Origin of the sequence: Pseudoduganella guangdongensis, assembly GCF_009857475.1 — a bacterium.
In the GTDB taxonomy this organism is placed as follows: Bacteria; Pseudomonadota; Gammaproteobacteria; order Burkholderiales; family Burkholderiaceae_D; genus Rugamonas; species Rugamonas guangdongensis.
This window is the reverse complement of the sequence record NZ_WWCJ01000008.1, coordinates 112,258-129,277: the sequence shown is the minus strand read 5'-3', so window position 1 is coordinate 129,277 and position 17,020 is coordinate 112,258. Positions and strand designations below refer to the sequence as shown.

Here is a 17,020-nt window from a genome sequence, read left to right as displayed (position 1 = left end):
AGGGTCAGACACCAGATACGCGACTCCCGCAGGCCATGGTGTCTGACCCTGCGGGTCAGACATCGACTTACCGGTTTTAAAGAAACGACCAAATAAATGATCCGCCTCACCAACGTCAGCCTGATGCGCGGCTTGAAGCCGCTGCTGGAATCCGCCGACCTGACCCTGAACCCGGGCGACAAGATCGGCCTGATCGGCGCCAATGGCGCCGGCAAATCCAGCCTGTTCGGCATGCTGCGCAACGAGCTGCACCCGGACCTGGGCGACATCGACTTCCCGAAAAGCTGGCGCATGGCCTACGTGGCGCAGGAAACCCCTGCCCTGCCGCGCACCGCCATCGACTACGCCATCGACGGCGACGCCCACCTGCGCCAACTGCAGGATGACCTGGCGCGCCTGGAAGCCTTGCCCGACGCGCAGGAACACGGCATCGAAATCGCCCACCTCCACACCGAGCTGGCCGATGCCGACGCCTACACCGTGCAGTCGCGCGCCGAACAGCTGCTGCTCGGCCTGGGCTTCTCGCTGGACCAGATGCAGCAGCCGGTGGCCAGCTTCTCCGGCGGTTGGCGTATGCGCCTGAACCTGGCGCAAGCGCTGATGTGCCCATCCGACCTGCTGTTGCTCGATGAACCGACCAACCACCTGGATCTGGACGCGATCATCTGGCTGGAAGACTGGCTGAAGCGCTACCCCGGCACCCTGATCATCATTTCCCACGACCGCGATTTCCTCGACGAGATCGTGAACGTGATCGTCCACATCGACGAACGCAAGCTGAAACGCTACTCCGGCAACTACTCCAGCTTCGAGCGCCAGCGCGCCGCGCAGCTGGTGCTGCAGGCCTCCGCCATCGAGAAGCAGCAGCGCGCCCGCGCCCACCTGCAATCGTTCATCGACCGCTTCAAGGCCAAGGCCACCAAGGCGCGCCAGGCGCAGTCGCGCATGAAGCAGCTGGCCCGGATGGAAGAACTGGCCCCGCTGCGCGCCGCCGCCGAATTCAGCTTCGAATTCCGCGAGCCGGTCAGCGCGCCCAATCCGCTGCTGGTGCTGGAAGACGTGAACTGCGGCTACCATACCGACCAGGGCGACAAGACCATCGTGCGCGGCGTTACTTTCTCGCTCGTGCAAGGCCAGCGTATCGGCCTGCTGGGCGTGAACGGCGCCGGTAAATCGACGCTGATCAAAACCATCGCCGGCGACATCGACCCGCTGACCGGTACCGCCACCACCGGCAAGGGCCTGGTGATCGGCTACTTCGCCCAGCACCAGGTGGAGATGCTGCGCCACGACGAATCGCCGCTGTGGCACTTGCAGAAAATGGCGCCGACCGTGCGCGAGCAGGAACTGCGCAACTTCCTGGGCAGCTTCAACTTCCCGGGCGAGATGGTGACCAGCAAGATCGCGCCGTTCTCCGGCGGCGAAAAGGCGCGTCTGGCGCTGGCCCTGATCGTGTGGCAGCGCCCCAACCTGCTGCTGCTGGACGAACCGACCAACCACCTGGACCTGGAAACCCGCGAGGCGCTGACCGACGCGCTGGCGCAGTTTGAAGGCACGCTGCTGGTGGTGTCCCACGACCGCCACCTGCTGCGCGCCACCACCGAGGAATTCATCATCGTCGAGAACGGCCGCCTGCGCCCGTTCGACGGCGACCTGGATGAATACAAGGACTGGCTGCTGCAAACCAAGCTGGCCAAGCCTGCCGCCGCAGCAGCCGCCGCGCAGGCCGGCGGCGCCGGCCCGGCTGCCGCCGAGGAGGTGCCGCTGTCGGCCGCCGACCGCAAGGAGCAAAAGCGCCTGGAAGCCGAGCAGCGCCAGCGCCTGTCGGCCCAGCGCAAGCCGCTGGAAAACCGCCTGAAGAAGGTGGAAGCCGCCATGGCCCAGCGCAGCGAGCAGAAGACCGCGATCGACGCCGCCCTGGCCGATCCCGCCATCTACGAAGCGGACAACAAGCCCAAGCTGAAAACCCTGCTGGCCGACCAGGTCGAATGCACCAAAGAGCTGGAGCAGCTGGAAGGCGAATGGCTCGAGCTTCAGGAGCAGCTGGAAGCGCTGGCCGCCTGACGCGGCCGCATCGCATTGCGCACCGCCATCAGGCGGTCGATATCGAGCACGATCAGGCGCCGCTCGCCGAAGCGGCCCATGCCCAGCAGGTAATCCACCTCCTCGCCCACATGCGGCAGGGGGTGGATGGCCGACGCCGGCAAGCTAATCAAATCGGTCACGCCATCGGTCACCATGCCCATGATGCAGGTGGACAGCTGCAGGATGATCACATCCGTGCACGGATCATGCGCCGGCGGACGCGGACCGAAGGCCACCCGCATATCCACGATCGGCATGATGACCCCGCGCGACAAGGCCACGCCCTCCACGATCTCGCCGCCGGACGCCACCCGCTCCAGCGCGCTCAAAGGACGCAGCTCCTGCACGCGGCGATAGTCCAGCGCATACTCAAGGCCGCCCAGGCGGAAGGTCAGGTACTGTCGCAGGTCGGCTTCCATAATGCTCCTCTGATTCCGGCCGATGCCGGCCAAACCGGCTGATGCGCCGATACGCTGTTCCATCGTACCGTTACGCAACAGCAAGCAGTTTGAGCATCCTCAAAGGTTGCCGCGTGGGCTACAATGCTTTCATAACAATTGCCTGGAAAAGCACCCATGTATCAATGGCTGAAGCGACTGCTCGCCAAACCTGACAGCGTCCCGCCGCCGGACGCACCGAGCGCGCCCCAGCCCGCAGTCCAGGAAAGCACCACGCCGCCCGCCCCCATCCTGTCGCCCGCCGTGGAAGGCGGACCCGATTTCGAACAGAAGGACCTGGTCAACTCCGCCTACCAGCACTGGCTGTTCGCCCTGCCCGCCGGCGACTCGCTCGACACCACGCCGCCCGAAGGCCGCGTGCTGCACGAACTGATCATGGCCGCCAAGTCCGGCCACAGCGCCGCCGACATGCTGCGCCGCATGCCGGGCGTGATCCCGCAGCTGCTGCAAAGCCTGCGCAGCGAAAACTTCGCCGGCGCCGACATCGCGCGCAAGATTTCCAACGACCTGGTGCTGGTCGGTTCCGTGCTGCGCCTGGCCAACGCCGCCATCCAGCACAGCGGCGACGCCACCACCATTAACAGCGTCGAACACGCCGTCATCGTGGTCGGCCAGGAAGGGCTGCGCCAGCTCATCACCACAGTCGCCTTCCGCCCCATCATCGACCTCAACTCCGGCTACTACACCAAGCTGATGGCGCCGCGCATCTGGGAGCAATCGGAAAAGAGCGCGGTCGCCTGCCGCATGCTGGCGCCGGAATTCGGCGTCGACCCGTTCGAAGCCTTCCTGGCCGGGCTGGTGCAAAACGCCGGCCTGCTGACAGCACTGCGGGTAATGGACAGCACGACCAACGTACCCGGCACGCTGGGCTCCGCCATGTTCCGCGCCCGCCTGATACAGGAAGCGCGCGCCATTTCCGCCGGCATTGCCGAAGCCTGGCGCTTCCCGCCCGCCATTACGCAAGCGATCCGCGAGCAGGGTGATGTGCGCAAAGGCGGAGCGCTCTCGCCGATGGCGCGCGTGCTGGCCTTGGGCGACTATCTGGCCAAGATCCGGCTGCTGGCGGCGCATGGCAAGCTGAATGATTCCGAGAACAATCTGTTCCACGGGCTGCCGCTGGGGGCGATGCCCTGCTATGCGGCGCTGATTTAAATTCGGGGTCAGGTCTGACAATCGGACATTTTGCGCAGCAAAATGTCCGATTGTCAGACCTGACCCCGAATTTCCTATGCGCTCCAGTCGAAGTCGCCGTTGGGGGCGGTGTGGAGCGGGGGCTGGTTGCCGAGGGCGCTGCGCAGGCGCGCCTTGACCTCTTTGGGCGGCAGCAGGTAGGCGGGACCGAGGTCGGGGTTGAAGATCATCTTGCGCACCGTGGTGTCGCCGAAAATCTGCCGTATCGTGCAGCGCGCGCTGCCAATGATCATCAGCTTCTGCTGCTGGACTTGTTCGCTGAGGATCAGCTCTTTCTGTTGCGCGACTTGCGCTTCCTTCATCTCCACCTGCAGGCGCGCGATCATCTTCAGCGAGGGACCGGCTTTCAGCGCCATCTTCTGGAACAGTGCCAGTTGCTCCTGGTTCAGCGTGACTTCCTGCTTGCGCACTTTGCTGGCCAGCTGCATGTAGTTGCGCAGCTCCTGTTCGGCCATGAGGGCATCCATCTGCTCCTTGCAGCGCGCGGCCTGCTGCGCGTTGCGCTCGGCGCGGGCGGCGCATTCGGCCAGCTTTTCGTCGTACTTGGTGGTATCGGGCAGCAGCACGTGCAGCTGCATCTCGGCCTGCTTGCGCGGGCCGGCGGCATCGATCTCGATGCGGCGCGCGGCGATCGCGCAGCCGGCGGCCAGCTTGATCAGCACTTCGTCGGCGATGATTTCGCAGTTGAGCGCTTCGGTGATGATGACGCGCGCGCCGGTGATCACGCAGTTCTGCGCCTTGCCCAGCACGACTTCGCCCTTTTTCGCCTGCAGCACCGCGCCGGAGGCGACGCCGGCCACGCGGATGTTGCCATTGGCGTTGGCGGCGCTGCCGCCCATCAGGTTCTTCAGCAGCGCGATGGTGCCGCCGCGCGAACTGATGTTGCCGAAGACGTCACCGTGCACCGTGATATTGCCGCCCTCCACCACGCGCTGCTCCTGCACTTCGCCGAACTCCTCGTAGTCGCCCTCCAGCTGCAGGTTGCCGGTGGTGCGCACCGACACGCCTTCGCGGCTGACGATCTTGGGGCCGATGGAAATGCGCTTGCTCTTGCTGTCGACATTGAGGAACCCCTCCACCGATGCCACCAGGTAGTCGGTGTCGTCGATATGCAACACCAGCGTGCCTTCGCCGGCCACGCTGGTCAGTTCCACATCGCGCGGCGGCGGCGCTTCCAGCACGATGCCGGACAGTTCGAAGCCGCGCACGCCCGGCACCGCCGGTTCCTTGCGCAGCAGGCGCACCTGCGCCTTCACTTGCGGGAAGCGGTTCTGGAAGGTGTGCAGGTCGAAGCGGCCATTGGCCAGCAGGCGCGGTGCATTGGACCGGTGGATGCTCTCCGAGACTTCGACGATGGCGGCGTCGCGCCCCGGCGCCGCCGGCAGCTTGCGCGCCACGATCACGCGTGCCACGCGGCCGCTGGCGATCGCCTCGCGCACTACCGGGGCGTCGATGCCGAAGCGTATGCCTTTGCTCCACATATCGGCCACGAACTCGCCGAAGTCGAGCTGGGCCGGCGTGGGCGGGTTGCCTTCGATTTCAAGGAACACCGGCTCGAAATAGTATTCCGCCTCGCCGCCCACGATGCGCACCGATTTGTACAGCTCGCGGCGGGCACTGGGGAAAGGCGCGATCTCGTCGGCGATACGCCACAGCGGCTGGCCTTTCATGCCTTCCGGCAGCTCGGGACCGACCCCGTACAGAGCGCGGATGAACACGCCGTAATCAATGCCACGGAAGTAGGCGCCGGAAAGAAAGACCTGGTTGGCGGCAGCCTGCAGCAAGGCGGGAGCCACTTCCGCCTTGAAATAAACGCCATCGGCGCGCTGCACCAGGGCCGATGGCAGATCGCCAGCCTGTGGTGCGGCGGCAGCAGCGTCTGCAGGCACGTTGTCTCCCGGGAGATGGTCTTGCGCCATGGTACGGCTAGCCCGGTACCGCCTCAACCGGCGCGGCGCCGTGCCAGGATACCGAGCCACTGGTGCCGGTGAAGATGGTCAGGCTGTCCAGTCTCGGCCCGCGCAGCATGGCCTTGTAATCCTTGGACTGTGCCATGAAATTGCCGGCCGTGGCGTCGCCCAGGGGCAGCGTGCGCACCAGCACTTCGCCATCGACCAGCATGACGCGCACCGAGGAGCGTGCCGCCGCGTCACGCTTGAGCGCTTCCAGTTCGTCGCGCCGGGCGCGGGCGCCGGCCAGGGCGTCTTCCGTGGTGCGGATCGACTGCAGCAGCTGGCCGATGGCTTTCACCTGCGGCGCCACGGCGGCGGCGACTTTTTTCAGTTGCGGGACCTGGGCCGGCGTCAGCTGGATTTCGCCCTTGCGCAGCTTTTCCGCCAGGGTCAGGTAGCTGCGCACCTCGGCCAGCCCGTTCAGGCGGTCATGCTCGGCGCGCCAGAGGGCGATGTCGGCTTCCTGTTTGGCGCTCTGTTTCTGCAGCGCCTCCAGCTCGGCCTCGTGGCCGGCCACATCCTTGACCACCACGTAGACGAACATTTCGCTGCTCTTGCGCGGTCCGGCGCTTTCCACCTTGACGCTGCGCCCGGCCACCGCACAGCCCACGGCCAGCTCGATCTCCACCTCGTCCGCGAAGACTTCGCAATTGGAAGCTTCGGCTATCACCACCCGCGGCGCGCTGATGACGCAGCTTTCCGCGCGGCCCTTGATGGTAACGGTGCCGCTGGCAGTCTGGATGATGGCGCCGGAGGCGACGCCGAGCACCGTGATATCGCCCTTGGCATTGATGGCCTTGCCGCCCACCAGGTTGCGGCCCAGCACAATCGTGCCGCCGCTCGAGTGGATATTGCCAAACACGTCGCCGTGCACGGTGATGTCGCAGCCGTTGACGTCGCGCAGCTCCTGCACGTCGCCAAACTCCTCAAAGGCGCCCATCAATTCCAGGTTGCCGGTGGTGCGGCCGGACACGCCGTCGCGGCTGATGATCTTGTCGCTCAGCGCCACCTTGCCGCTTTTCGGGTCCACGTCCAGGAACCCTTCGCGCGCCGCCACCAGGAACTCGCCCTCGGCATCGCGCGCGATCAGGGTGCCCTCGCCGGCCAAGCGCTGCAAATCGACGTCGCCCGGTTGCAGGGCCGGCATGGGCTGGCCGCCGATGGTGCGGCCCGGCGCGCCCGCCTTGCCGGGCAGCTTTTGCAGCATGCGCATGCCCTGCTTGATTTGCGGGAAACGGTTCTGGAAGCTGGTCAGGTCCACCGTGCCGTCGGCGCGCTGGCGCGGGGCATCGCTGCGGTGCAGCTCGGATGCCACCTCCACCACTTGCGCATCCTGCGCCGGGGTCGGCTCCAGGTCGCGCGCCGCCACCACCCGCTCGCCCTTGGGCGCGGCCAGCGCGGCGCGCACCTCGGCCACCTGGATGCCGAAGCGCACATTCTTCAGCCACATATCGGCCACGAACTCGTCGAAATCGAGCTCGGCCTGGCGCTCCGGCAACAGGGTGCCATCCGGCAATTCCTCGGCCGGCAGGTAAATCGGTTCCACGAAGTATTCGGCTTCGCCGTCGCGCACCTTGACGTTGCGGTACAGCGTCTTGCGCAGCGCCGGGAATGGCTCGACCCGGTCGGCGATGCGCGCCAGCAGCTCGGCATTCGGGGCCAGCTCCGGCCCCACGTCGTACAGGGCGCGCGCCAGCACCGGGTAGTCCAGGCCGCGCAGCACATAGCCGCTGCGGAACAGGGCGTCGACCGCCCCCACCAGTTCCGGCGCAAGGCGGCGCAGGTCGAGAAAGACCCCGTCGGGCCGCGCGACCACGCCTTCCGGCATGGTGCCGGCACTATCCTGCTGTTGTACGGTTTGGGACAAAGCTTTCCTCCAGAGCCCTATTTTTGGGCGCGCCGGGGCGCGATGTCTTGCGGGCAATCAATATTACACGCAAAACATCAAAAATCGGAGGATTAACAGACCAAAAGCTTTCGTAGCGTTACGTAAATGTCACATTCCTAGCGCTTGGGCGGCAAGGAATAGACTTGTTGGCCTGCTTCGTTAATCTGGCGGCGCAGGTCGCGGCGCTCGTCGGCCGTCATGCGGCCCATGCGGCGCGAGGCTTCGGCATTGCTATTATTTTCTTCCATTAAGCGGCGCTGTTCTTCCGCGCGTGCTTCGAAAGAACGCGGATCGCGGGCATCGCCCCAGCGGCTGTCGCGCGACTCGCGCGCATCGCGCAGGTCGCGGAAGTCGCGCCGGCCCTCCTTGCGCGGCTGGTTGTTTTGCGGGTCCGACTGCGCCTGGGCGCTGGCCATCACGGTACAGCACAGGCCAGCACAGAGCGCTGCTGCCGCCTTGCCCAAACCTGATTTTGCACCGAATTTCATTGCCGTCCTCGTCGTACTAGCCGTATCCATGCCCGCAGTGTATGCGCTCCTACTTCCTATAGTAAGAGCGCCGGGGTAAAGTTTGTAAGAATTTGTAATGAGTTTTCTCCGGGGTGGCCCCGGCAACGATTATGACGTTACCATAGCGACATGCATCTGACAATTCAACAAGATCAACAAAGCCCAATATGACTACCACCACTACCCCGCCAGCCGCCACCGGCGGCCAGACCGGCCACCAGGCCAAGATCATGGTGGTGGACGATGACGTCCGCCTGCGCGACCTGCTGCGCCGCTACCTGACCGAACAGGGATTTAACGTCGTCACCGCCGAAAACGCCACCGCCATGAACAAGCTCTGGCTGCGCGAGCGCTACGACCTGCTGGTGCTGGACCTGATGCTGCCGGGCGAAGACGGCCTGTCGATCTGCCGCCGCCTGCGCGGCGCCGGCGACCAGACCCCAATCATCATGCTGACCGCCAAGGGCGAGGACGTGGACCGCATCGTGGGCCTGGAAATGGGCGCCGACGACTACCTGCCCAAACCTTTCAACCCGCGCGAGCTGGTGGCCCGCATCGGCGCCGTGCTGCGCCGCAAGCAGCCGGACGAAATCCCGGGCGCGCCGTCGGAACACCCGCAAACCTTCGAGTTCGGTCAGTTCGTGCTGGACCTGGGCACGCGCACGCTGAAGAAAAACGGCGAAACCGTGCCCCTGACCACCGGCGAATTCTCGGTCTTGAAAGTGTTTGCCCGCCACGCGCGCCAGCCGCTATCGCGCGAAAAGCTGATGGAACTGGCGCGCGGCCGCGAGTACGAAGTGTTCGACCGCAGCCTGGACGTGCAGATTTCGCGCCTGCGCAAGCTGATCGAGCCGGACCCGTCCAGCCCGCTGTACATCCAGACGGTGTGGGGCCTGGGCTACGTCTTCATCCCCGAGGGCCAGCCGCGCTGATCCTGATGCAGCAATGAAAATCCGCCTGCCGCGCCTGGGGTCGCTGTCCAGCGGCCTGTTCTGGCGCACTTTTTTATTGTTGAGCGTGCTGACCACGCTCTCCATGTCCGCCTGGTTCGGCGTGATCAACTTCGTCCAGCGCGAGCCGCTGGCACAGCAGACCGCGGCCCAGGTGGTGTCCGTGGTGACCATCACCCGCGCCGCCCTGACCCACTCCGCGCCCGACCTGCGCAACGAGCTGCTGTTCGAGCTGGTGTCCGACGAGGGCATCCGCATCTTCACCATGGACGACAGCGACCAGGTCGAACCGCCGCCCGATTCCGCCCTGATGCGCGATTCGCAGGCTCTGGTGCGGGCCAAGCTGGGCGCCGACACCCGTTTCTCGTCCGAAGTGAATGGCGTGCCGGGCTACTGGGTCAGCTTCAAGATTGCCGACGACCGCTACTGGCTGATGCTGGAGCGCGAGCGCGTGCGCGAATCGGTTGAATGGCTGGGCTGGGCCGGCGTGGTGTCGGTGGTGTCGCTGCTGGGCGCCGCCCTGATTTCCGGCCTGATCAACCTGCCGCTCAAGCGCCTGACCGCCGCCGCGCGCGAGGTGGCCCAGGGCCGCCACCCGGAAGCGCTGCCCGAAGTCGGGCCGCTTGAGGTGCGCCAGGCCAACCGCAGCTTCAACCAGATGGTGGACGATTTGCAGCAGGTCGAGTCCGACCGCGCCGTGATCCTGGCCGGCATTTCGCACGACTTGCGCACGCCGCTGGCGCGCATGCAGCTGGAAGTGGAAATGGCCAACCTGTCGAGCGAGGCGCGCGAGGGCATGCAGTCCGATATCGCGCAGATGGATGCGATCATTGCCCAGTTCCTCGATTACGCCAAGCCGACCGAGACTTCCAGTTTTATCAATGTGGACATGGCGGCGCTGCTGGCCGAGTGCGCGCATGAAGTGGGGCGCCAGGCCGATGTGCGGGTGACCGCTGAGCTACCGGAACAGGCGCAGGTGCTGGGCAATTCGACCGACCTCAAGCGCGTGATCGCCAACCTGATGGAAAATGCGCGGCGCTATGGCAAGACGCCGGGCAAGGATGTGGCGGAAATTGATATCAAGTGCTTCGTGCGCGGCATGCATACCGCCAAGCGGGTGGTGGTCGAGGTGCAGGACCATGGCGTGGGCGTGCCGGATGCGCAGATTGCGCAGCTGCTGAAACCGTTCACCCGGCTGGATACGGCGCGCGGGCAAGCCAACGGCGCCGGGCTCGGGCTGGCGATTGTGGACCGGGTGCTGGCGCGCCATGATGCGCAGCTGGAAGTGGTCAATCGCGAGGGCGGCGGCTTGAAATTCACTATCATCTTGCGCGCGCTTTGAAGCTTTAAAAAATCTTCTGCAATCGTGTCGATCTGGCGCATCGCCGTTCGTCGTGGGAATATGGAGGCCGCAAAACGGTGTCCAGACTTCTCAACAACAACGGAGATACACCATGACTGTCAAAGCCATCCCCGAAGACATGCACTCGGTCACCCCGCACCTGGTGTGCGACGGTGCCGCCGATGCCATCACTTTCTATACAAAAGCCTTCAACGCCGTGGAAAGCGCCCGTATGCCAGGGCCCGGCGGCAAGATCATGCACGCCCAGATCAAAATCGGCGATTCGCATATCATGTTGGTCGACGAATTCCCCGACATGGGCTGCTTCGGCCCCAAGCACCTGAAAGGGTCGCCGGTCACCCTGCACCTGTACGTGGAAGACGTTGACGCCGTCTACCAGCAGGCCGTGCAAGCCGGCGCCAGCGCCAAGATGCCGCCGGCCGACATGTTCTGGGGCGACCGTTACGGCGTGCTGGTCGACCCGTTCGGCCACAACTGGTCGATCGCCACGCACCAGCGCGACCTGACGCCGGAGCAGATGCAGGAAGAAATGCAGAAAACCATGCCGGAATGCGGCAAACCATAATCCCCCTAAGGAGACACCGCTATGCGATTCATGCTCATCATCAAAGCCACCCCGGAATCCGAAGCCGGCAAAATGCCAAGCACCGAGCTGCTGGAAGCCATGGGCAAATTCAACGAAGAACTGGTGAATGCCGGCGTGCTGCTGGCCGGCGAAGGCCTGCACCCCAGCTCGCGCGGCGCGCGCGTCCACTTCTCGGGCAACAAGCGCACCGTGATCGACGGCCCATTCTCGGAAACCAAGGAGCTGATCGCCGGCTTCTGGCTGATCCAGGTCAAGTCGCTGGACGAGGCCATTGAGTGGGTCAAACGCTGCCCGAACCCGATGGAAAGCGATTCGGACATCGAAATCCGGCGCGTCTTCGAGATGGAGGATTTCGGCGCCGAGTTCACCCCCGAGCTGCGCGAGCAGGAACAACGCCTCGCCGGCCGACTGGCCGCCAACGCCTAAAGGAGACTGGCATGCAGTACATGGTAATTCGCAAATCCGACGCCGGGTCGGAACTGGACAGCTTCCCGTCCGCTGAACTGGTGCAGGCCGTGCCGGGTGCCAGGTGGCTGCGTTCCAGCGCCGACGGCGGCCTGCGCATGCGCCGCCGCGACGGCCAGTGGCTGTACCAGGAAGGCCCGTTCGACGATGTCAGCGTGGCCGGCTTCACCTTCATCGAAGCGGAAGACGGCCGCGCCGCGCGCGACCAGGCGGCGCGCTGGCCGAGCGCCGATGCGGAAGGCAGCGCCGTGCTGGAAGTGCGCGAGGCCGGCTGCCCCGGCGGCTGCTGCGGCTTTGACACCGGCGCCGCGCCCAAGCACACCGCCTGGGCCATCCTGCTGCGCTCCGACCCGGTGTTCGAATCGGACATGGAACCGCCGGCGCAGGTGATCGACATGATGAACCGCGCCAACCAGGCCGGCGTCAAAGCCGGTATCGCCCTCTCCGGCGAAGGCCTCAAGTCCACCGCGCGCGGCGCGCGGGTCAAGTTCAGCGGCGGCAAGCCCTTTATCACGGACGGCCCGTTCACCGAGGTGAAGGAACTGATCGCCGGCTATTGGACCCTGGACGCGGCGTCGCGCGACGACGTCATCGCCTGGGTCAAGGCCTACCCCTACCCGGTGCCGGGCGATATGGAAGTGGAGCTGCGCAAGGTGGCTGTTTAAGCCCGTGTCGTGGTGGAGGCGCGCAGCACCAGTTGCGCGTCGACCACCGTAAGCGGCTCGACCTCCTGGCCGTCGATGATGGCCAGGAGCTTCTGCATGGCGGCCGCGCCCATGCGCTCGCTCTGCAGGTCCACGCTGGTCAGCGCCGGCGTGGAGAAATTGCCGAACTGGATATTATCGAAGCCGACCACCGAGATATCCTCCGGCACGCCGAAGCCCAGCACCTGCGCCGCCTTCAGGAAGCCAAGCGCGGTCAGGTCGTTAAAGCACACCAGGGCATCCGGCGGCTGGCGCCCCAGCAGGATGGACGAACAGGCCTTCTCGCCGGCAGCGGCGGTCGGCGCTTCGACTTCGAAAACCGTCAGCTCCCGGCCGTGCGCCGCCAGCGCCTCGCGCACCCCGGCCATGCGCTCGACATCACGGCGCGACGACGCGAAACTCAGGTAGGCCACGCGCTGGTGGCCCTGCGTCAGCAGGTGGCGCGTGACCATGAAGGCGCCCAGCTGGTCGTCGCTGGAAACCGCCGGCACCTGCAGCTGCTCCGGCCGGCCGAAGTACACGGCCGGGCGGTCCAGCGCCAGCAGCCAGTCCATCTCCTCCTCCGCCGTGCGCGAATAAACGATCATGCCGTCCACCCGGCGGCTCAGCGCCTCCAGCAACTGGCGCTCGCGGCCCTGCGTCTCCTCGGTATCGACCAGCAGCACCGTGTAGCCGTGCTCCTGCGCCACGCGGTTGGCGCCTTTCACCACGCTGGTGAAATGGGGGTTGGTGATGTCCAGGACGGACAAGCCGATGGCCTTGGTGCGGCCGGTGATCATGGACTGCGCCAAGGGGTTGGAACGGTAGCCCATTTCCGCGATCACGCTGGAAATGCGGGCCTCCACTGCGGGCGAAAAACGCTGCGTGCCGTTGACGAACTTGGAGATGGTTGCGGTGGAAACACCGGCCGCGGCGGCCACATCGCGAATTGTCGCTACGCTTTTCTTCATTACGGTTCTTAGCTGGAAAAGTTTTCAAGTTTATCATGCTAAAGTGAGCACATGAACGACAACAGCACCCACCGCGCCATCGTTGCCGTCTGGCGCATTGAAGAAGCCAAGATCATCGCCGTGCTCACCCGCATGCTGCGCGACGTCGCCCTGGCGGAAGAGATGGCGCAGGAAGCCCTGGTCAGCGCACTGGAAACCTGGCCGGAAAACGGCACGCCCGAGCGTCCCGCCGCCTGGCTGATGCAGGCCGCGAAAAACAAGGCCCTGGACTACCTGCGCCACCAGAAGCTGGCGCAGGAAAAAGAGCCGGAGCTGACCTATGAGATCGAAGGGTTGCTGCAGGATGCCGCGCCCGACCTGGAGCGCGAGCTCGACGACAATATCGGCGACGACCTGCTGCGCCTGATCTTCATCTCCTGCCACCCGGTGCTGACCATGGAAGCGCGCGTGGCGCTGACCCTGCGCCTGCTGGGCGGCCTGACCACGGACGAAATCGCGCGCGCCTTCCTGGCCGCCGAGCCGACCATCGCGCAGCGCATCGTGCGCGCCAAACGCACGCTGGGCGACGCCAAAGTGCCGTTCGAAGTGCCGCGCGGGGCCGAGCTGGAAGAACGCTTAGCGGCCGTGCTGCAGGTGATTTACCTGGTCTATAACGAAGGCTATTCGGCCAGCGCCGGCAGCGACTGGATGCGCCCCGGCTTGTGCCACGAAGCGCTGCGCCTGGGGCGCATCCTGGCCGAGCTGGCGCCGGGCGAGCCGGAAGTGCATGGCCTGGTGGCGCTGATGGAAATCCAGTCCTCGCGCGCACGCGCCCGCACCGATGCGCAGGGCAAGCCGGTGCTGCTGCTGGAACAGGACCGCACGCGCTGGGACCAGATGCTGGTGCGGCGCGGGCTGGCGGCGCTGGAGCGCGCCCAGGCCCTGGGGCGGGTGCCGGGGCCGTATGTGCTGCAGGCAGCCATTGCGGCCTGCCACGCGCGCGCCAAGCGGGCGCAGGACACGGATTGGCAGATGATCGCGGACCTCTACCTGGCCCTGGCCACGCGCGCGCCCTCGCCGGTGGTGGAGCTGAACCGCGCGGTGGCGCTGGCCATGGCTTACGGGCCGGCGGTCGGGCTGGAGCTGGTGGATCAGTTGCTGGACGAGCCGGCGCTCAAGCACTATCACCTGCTGCCCAGCGTGCGCGGGGATTTCCTGTTCAAGCTGGAACGGATGGCCGAGGCGCGCGCCGAGTTTGAGCGGGCCGCGGGCTTGACGCAAAATGAGCGCGAGCGCGATTTGCTGCTGGCGCGGGCAGCCGCCTGCTAGGCGCTCTCCAGCGCCCCATCGCTCCGCGTGCGCGAATAGCGCGGCAAATCATCGCACAGCGCCTCCCAATGCAGCCGGCTGGCCGCAAAGGTATGATCCTGCGGCGGCATGGCATCCGGCTCATCCAGGCTGCAGGTCGTCACATCCACCTCCAGCGGCGAGCGCTCATCAACAAAGGTCAGCTGCGTCCCGCACGCCGCGCAGAACTCGCGCGTTACGCCCGGACTGGAATGAAAAGCGGCAGGCTGCCCCCGCACATAGCGAAACCGCCCGCGCAGCACGCTAAACCACGCCACGCCGGGCGCCCCGCACGAGCGGCGGCACATCGAACAGTGGCACCAGGTGCTGTTCCGCGCCGCCCCTTCCGCCTCGTACCGCACCGCCCCGCAAAAACAGCCGCCTGTGTGCATAGGACCTCCCTACTCCAGCAGCTTGGTCATGAGCAGCTCCGCCGAACCATAGCCGAACAGCGAATCGCTCTCCAACCCCTCCGTATCATACGGAACGGACACCTCGCGCTCCGGCTTGCCCGGATCGTCGCCATAGGTCGCCTGCCAGGCGCGCTTCAACGCATCGGCACGGCGGATAAACATCGGCACCGGCCAGTCCTCGCGCTGGTAGCCCACCGTATTGCCGAGCACAGGCCAACGCCCGTTCGCCAGCGCCATATCACCGGTGCGTATCACCTTCAGCGCATCGGATGCCGTCAGCCCCTGCACCTCGGCCAAGGTCGGCAAGGTCCAGTGGGTAGGCCCGAACAGGTAGGCCAGCATGACCTTCCCCTGCGGTGACAGGCGCGCCACCAAACCGGTGGCATAACCGCCATTCCTGAGCGGGATGGCAAACCAGCTGCCTTCCCGGTACGGCTGAAACTTCATCGACTTCCTTTACTCGTAATGATATTGCGCGGCGATCGGACCCGCTTTGAACAGCGCTTCCTTCATTTCCTTGTCCATTTTCGGGTCGCGCCGGCGCACCCACTCCAGCAGCATGGCGATTTGCTTGCGCGTGGCATCGCGGTGGCTGGCCATCACCAGCTTCAGCTCCGGATCGGTGCAGGTTTCGATACGCTGGTTATGCAGGTCCAGTGCTTCAATCTTCTCGCCCAGCGACGTCAAGGCGCGGTGCATGTCCAGCACCTGCGCATTGAGGTAGTCGCGCGGCTCGACCACGTGTTCCTGTGTCATCTCATTCTCCATAGGCTGACGGATACCCGCATTGTCAGCCTGCGGCGCGGATTTCTCAAGTGTAGCAAGGCCTTTCGCGTGGTGTCGCACGGCTGGGCGCGAATTGCGCGATAATCGCGCCACTATGCAAAACTTCGAATTCCACAACCCGACCCGCGTCATTTTCGGCACGGGCCAGATCGCCGCCCTGGCGAAATATATTCCTGCCAACGCCCGCGTCCTCATGCTCTACGGCGGCGGCAGCATCAAGACCAACGGCACCTACGACGAAGTGCGCGCCGCGCTGGCGGGCCATACTGTGCTGGAGTTCTCCGGCATCGAACCCAACCCGCGCTACGAAACCCTGATGCAGGCGGTAGAACTGGTGCAAGGCGAAAAGATCGACTTCCTGCTCGCCGTAGGCGGCGGCTCGGTGGTGGACGGCACCAAGTTCATCGCCGCCGCCGCGCTGTACGACGGCGACGCCTGGGACATCCTGAAAATCGGCGGCAAGGTCGTGAAGGCCGCCCTGCCCTTCGGCGCCGTGCTGACCCTGCCCGCCACCGGTTCCGAGATGAACAGCGCCAGCGTGGTCAGCCGCGCCGCCACCCAGGAAAAGCGCGCCTTCATGAGCCCCCACGTCTACCCGCGCTTCTCCGTGCTAGACCCGGCCAAGACGCTGACCCTGCCGCTGCGCCAGGTCGGCAACGGCGTGGTCGACGCCTTCGTCCACACCACCGAGCAATACCTGACCTACCCGGCCAACGCGCCGGTGCAGGACCGCTTTGCCGAAGGCCTGCTGCAAACCCTGCTGGAACTGGGCCCGCAAGTGCTGGCCCGCCCGGACGACGTCGAAGTGCGCGCCAACATCATGTGGACCGCCACCATGGCCCTGAATGGCCTGATCGGCGTCGGCGTGCCGCAGGACTGGGCCACCCACGGCGTCGGCCACGAGCTGACCGCCCTGTTCGGCCTGGATCACGCGCAGACGCTGGCGATTGTCCTGCCGGGCATCCTGCAGGTGCGGCGCGAGGCCAAGCGCGGCAAGCTGCTGCAATACGCCGAACGCGTATGGGGCCTGGACGCCAGCCAGGGCAGCGAAGAGGAACGCATCGACGCCGCCATCGGCAACACGCGCGCCTTCTTCGAGCAGATGGGCGTGCCGACCCGCCTGTCCGGCTACGGCCTGGGCGCGCCAGCCATCGACGCCACCGTCGCCGCGCTGGAAGCCGCCGGCATGACCGGCCTGGGCGAACGGCGCGACATCACGCCGGCCGACGTGCGGCGCGCCCTGCAATTGAGCCTGTAGTACAATACCGCCTCGCTAGGGGTCCTCGCGCATAGTGCGCGGGGTGAGAAATACCCTCCGAACCTGATCTGGATAATGCCAGCGAAGGAAAGCGCAGATGGATGAAGGCCCGGGGACCCGGGCTTTCGCGTGCTCT

The 17,020-nt window shown here is 65.6% G+C and carries 17 protein-coding genes and 1 riboswitch; of the genes, 9 read left to right on the top strand and 8 right to left on the bottom strand.

The window, feature by feature from the left end; genetic code table 11:
- Positions 1–96: 96 nt before the first annotated feature.
- Complete coding sequence (locus tag GTP41_RS12950; RefSeq protein ID WP_161025991.1) at positions 97–2,064, top strand: ATP-binding cassette domain-containing protein; 1,968 nt, start codon at positions 97–99, stop codon at positions 2,062–2,064.
- On the opposite strand, the gene GTP41_RS12945 is transcribed toward GTP41_RS12950, so the two are convergent.
- Positions 2,034–2,504: a chemotaxis protein CheW gene (locus tag GTP41_RS12945; RefSeq protein WP_202419724.1), complete on the bottom strand. Its 471-nt coding sequence runs from the start codon at positions 2,502–2,504 to the stop codon at positions 2,034–2,036. The two genes, GTP41_RS12950 and GTP41_RS12945, sit on opposite strands and share 31 nt — an antisense overlap.
- Before the next feature lie 156 nt (positions 2,505–2,660).
- Here GTP41_RS12945 and GTP41_RS12940 point away from each other — a divergent pair, with 156 nt between their 5' ends.
- Positions 2,661–3,695 (top strand): HDOD domain-containing protein, encoded by a 1,035-nt coding sequence (locus tag GTP41_RS12940; protein WP_161025989.1) that lies wholly within the window; start codon positions 2,661–2,663, stop codon positions 3,693–3,695.
- A gap of 74 nt (positions 3,696–3,769) precedes the next feature.
- Here the strand turns inward: GTP41_RS12940 and GTP41_RS12935 are convergent, their stop codons facing one another.
- The 3 genes from GTP41_RS12935 to GTP41_RS27150 all read right to left on the bottom strand — a co-directional run bounded on the left by GTP41_RS12935 (position 3,770) and on the right by GTP41_RS27150 (position 8,062).
- Complete coding sequence (locus GTP41_RS12935) at positions 3,770–5,623, bottom strand: flagellar assembly protein A (protein WP_161025988.1); 1,854 nt, start codon at positions 5,621–5,623, stop codon at positions 3,770–3,772.
- A gap of 37 nt (positions 5,624–5,660) precedes the next feature.
- Positions 5,661–7,553 carry a flagellar assembly protein A gene (locus GTP41_RS12930; RefSeq protein ID WP_161025987.1) on the bottom strand — a complete coding sequence of 631 codons (1,893 nt, stop codon included), beginning with the start codon at positions 7,551–7,553 and terminating at the stop codon, positions 5,661–5,663.
- Positions 7,554–7,690: 137 nt separating this feature from the next.
- Entirely contained in the window at positions 7,691–8,062 is a 372-nt protein-coding gene (locus GTP41_RS27150; protein ID WP_202419735.1) for a hypothetical protein, read from the bottom strand.
- Positions 8,063–8,250: 188 nt separating this feature from the next.
- Here GTP41_RS27150 and ompR point away from each other — a divergent pair, with 188 nt between their 5' ends.
- The 5 genes from ompR to GTP41_RS12905 all read left to right on the top strand — a co-directional run bounded on the left by ompR (position 8,251) and on the right by GTP41_RS12905 (position 12,112).
- Positions 8,251–9,015 (top strand): osmolarity response regulator transcription factor OmpR, encoded by a 765-nt coding sequence (gene ompR / locus GTP41_RS12925; protein ID WP_161025986.1) that lies wholly within the window; start codon positions 8,251–8,253, stop codon positions 9,013–9,015.
- 13 nt (positions 9,016–9,028) lie between these two features.
- On the top strand, positions 9,029–10,375 hold the full coding sequence (locus GTP41_RS12920) for a sensor histidine kinase family protein (RefSeq protein WP_161025985.1): 1,347 nt from the start codon (positions 9,029–9,031) through the stop codon (positions 10,373–10,375).
- 112 nt (positions 10,376–10,487) lie between these two features.
- Positions 10,488–10,961 carry a VOC family protein gene (locus GTP41_RS12915; RefSeq protein ID WP_202419723.1) on the top strand — a complete coding sequence of 158 codons (474 nt, stop codon included), beginning with the start codon at positions 10,488–10,490 and terminating at the stop codon, positions 10,959–10,961.
- A 21-nt stretch (positions 10,962–10,982) separates the two neighbouring features.
- Complete coding sequence (locus tag GTP41_RS12910) at positions 10,983–11,408, top strand: YciI family protein (protein WP_161025984.1); 426 nt, start codon at positions 10,983–10,985, stop codon at positions 11,406–11,408.
- A gap of 11 nt (positions 11,409–11,419) precedes the next feature.
- Positions 11,420–12,112: a YciI family protein gene (locus GTP41_RS12905; RefSeq protein WP_161025983.1), complete on the top strand. Its 693-nt coding sequence runs from the start codon at positions 11,420–11,422 to the stop codon at positions 12,110–12,112.
- Here the strand turns inward: GTP41_RS12905 and GTP41_RS12900 are convergent.
- Positions 12,109–13,101: a LacI family DNA-binding transcriptional regulator gene (locus tag GTP41_RS12900; protein ID WP_161025982.1), complete on the bottom strand. Its 993-nt coding sequence runs from the start codon at positions 13,099–13,101 to the stop codon at positions 12,109–12,111. The genes GTP41_RS12905 and GTP41_RS12900 overlap by 4 nt on opposite strands.
- A 51-nt stretch (positions 13,102–13,152) precedes the next feature.
- Between GTP41_RS12900 and GTP41_RS12895 the strand changes: the two genes are divergently transcribed.
- Positions 13,153–14,409 (top strand): RNA polymerase sigma factor, encoded by a 1,257-nt coding sequence (locus GTP41_RS12895; RefSeq protein ID WP_161025981.1) that lies wholly within the window; start codon positions 13,153–13,155, stop codon positions 14,407–14,409.
- Here GTP41_RS12895 and GTP41_RS12890 read toward each other — a convergent pair.
- From GTP41_RS12890 to GTP41_RS12880, 3 genes are read right to left on the bottom strand one after another with little or no spacing between them, the layout of a single operon-like run.
- Entirely contained in the window at positions 14,406–14,819 is a 414-nt protein-coding gene (locus tag GTP41_RS12890; protein ID WP_161025980.1) for a GFA family protein, read from the bottom strand. The genes GTP41_RS12895 and GTP41_RS12890 overlap by 4 nt on opposite strands.
- Positions 14,820–14,828: 9 nt before the next feature.
- The gene (locus GTP41_RS12885) at positions 14,829–15,287 is read right to left on the bottom strand and encodes an immunity 26/phosphotriesterase HocA family protein (protein ID WP_161025979.1); all 459 of its coding nucleotides are present in this window, start codon (positions 15,285–15,287) and stop codon (positions 14,829–14,831) included.
- Between the two features lie 9 nt (positions 15,288–15,296).
- A complete protein-coding gene (locus tag GTP41_RS12880) occupies positions 15,297–15,596 on the bottom strand; it encodes a ferritin family protein (RefSeq protein WP_161025978.1) in 300 nt (99 codons plus the stop codon).
- Positions 15,597–15,720: 124 nt separating this feature from the next.
- Here GTP41_RS12880 and GTP41_RS12875 point away from each other — a divergent pair, with 124 nt between their 5' ends.
- Positions 15,721–16,884 (top strand): iron-containing alcohol dehydrogenase, encoded by a 1,164-nt coding sequence (locus tag GTP41_RS12875; protein ID WP_161025977.1) that lies wholly within the window; start codon positions 15,721–15,723, stop codon positions 16,882–16,884.
- Between the two features lie 7 nt (positions 16,885–16,891).
- A riboswitch (TPP riboswitch) is annotated at positions 16,892–16,991 on the top strand.
- Positions 16,992–17,020: the final 29 nt, after the last annotated feature.

Bases quoted from the DNA above. Each gene is read 5' to 3' on its own strand.
- GTP41_RS12945 (WP_202419724.1), bottom strand. From the start codon at position 2,504: ATGGAAGCCGACCTGCGACAGTACCTGACCTTCCGCCTGGGCGGCCTT.
- GTP41_RS12885 (WP_161025979.1), bottom strand. From the start codon at position 15,287: ATGAAGTTTCAGCCGTACCGGGAAGGCAGCTGGTTTGCCATCCCGCTC.
- GTP41_RS12940 (WP_161025989.1), top strand. From the start codon at position 2,661: ATGTATCAATGGCTGAAGCGACTGCTCGCCAAACCTGACAGCGTCCCG.
- GTP41_RS12950 (WP_161025991.1), top strand. From the start codon at position 97: ATGATCCGCCTCACCAACGTCAGCCTGATGCGCGGCTTGAAGCCGCTG.
- GTP41_RS12920 (WP_161025985.1), top strand. From the start codon at position 9,029: ATGAAAATCCGCCTGCCGCGCCTGGGGTCGCTGTCCAGCGGCCTGTTC.
- GTP41_RS12905 (WP_161025983.1), top strand. From the start codon at position 11,420: ATGCAGTACATGGTAATTCGCAAATCCGACGCCGGGTCGGAACTGGAC.
- GTP41_RS12895 (WP_161025981.1), top strand. From the start codon at position 13,153: ATGAACGACAACAGCACCCACCGCGCCATCGTTGCCGTCTGGCGCATT.
- GTP41_RS27150 (WP_202419735.1), bottom strand. From the start codon at position 8,062: ATGAAATTCGGTGCAAAATCAGGTTTGGGCAAGGCGGCAGCAGCGCTC.
- GTP41_RS12900 (WP_161025982.1), bottom strand. From the start codon at position 13,101: ATGAAGAAAAGCGTAGCGACAATTCGCGATGTGGCCGCCGCGGCCGGT.
- GTP41_RS12875 (WP_161025977.1), top strand. From the start codon at position 15,721: ATGCAAAACTTCGAATTCCACAACCCGACCCGCGTCATTTTCGGCACG.
- GTP41_RS12890 (WP_161025980.1), bottom strand. From the start codon at position 14,819: ATGCACACAGGCGGCTGTTTTTGCGGGGCGGTGCGGTACGAGGCGGAA.
- GTP41_RS12880 (WP_161025978.1), bottom strand. From the start codon at position 15,596: ATGACACAGGAACACGTGGTCGAGCCGCGCGACTACCTCAATGCGCAG.
- ompR (WP_161025986.1), top strand. From the start codon at position 8,251: ATGACTACCACCACTACCCCGCCAGCCGCCACCGGCGGCCAGACCGGC.
- GTP41_RS12915 (WP_202419723.1), top strand. From the start codon at position 10,488: ATGACTGTCAAAGCCATCCCCGAAGACATGCACTCGGTCACCCCGCAC.
- GTP41_RS12910 (WP_161025984.1), top strand. From the start codon at position 10,983: ATGCGATTCATGCTCATCATCAAAGCCACCCCGGAATCCGAAGCCGGC.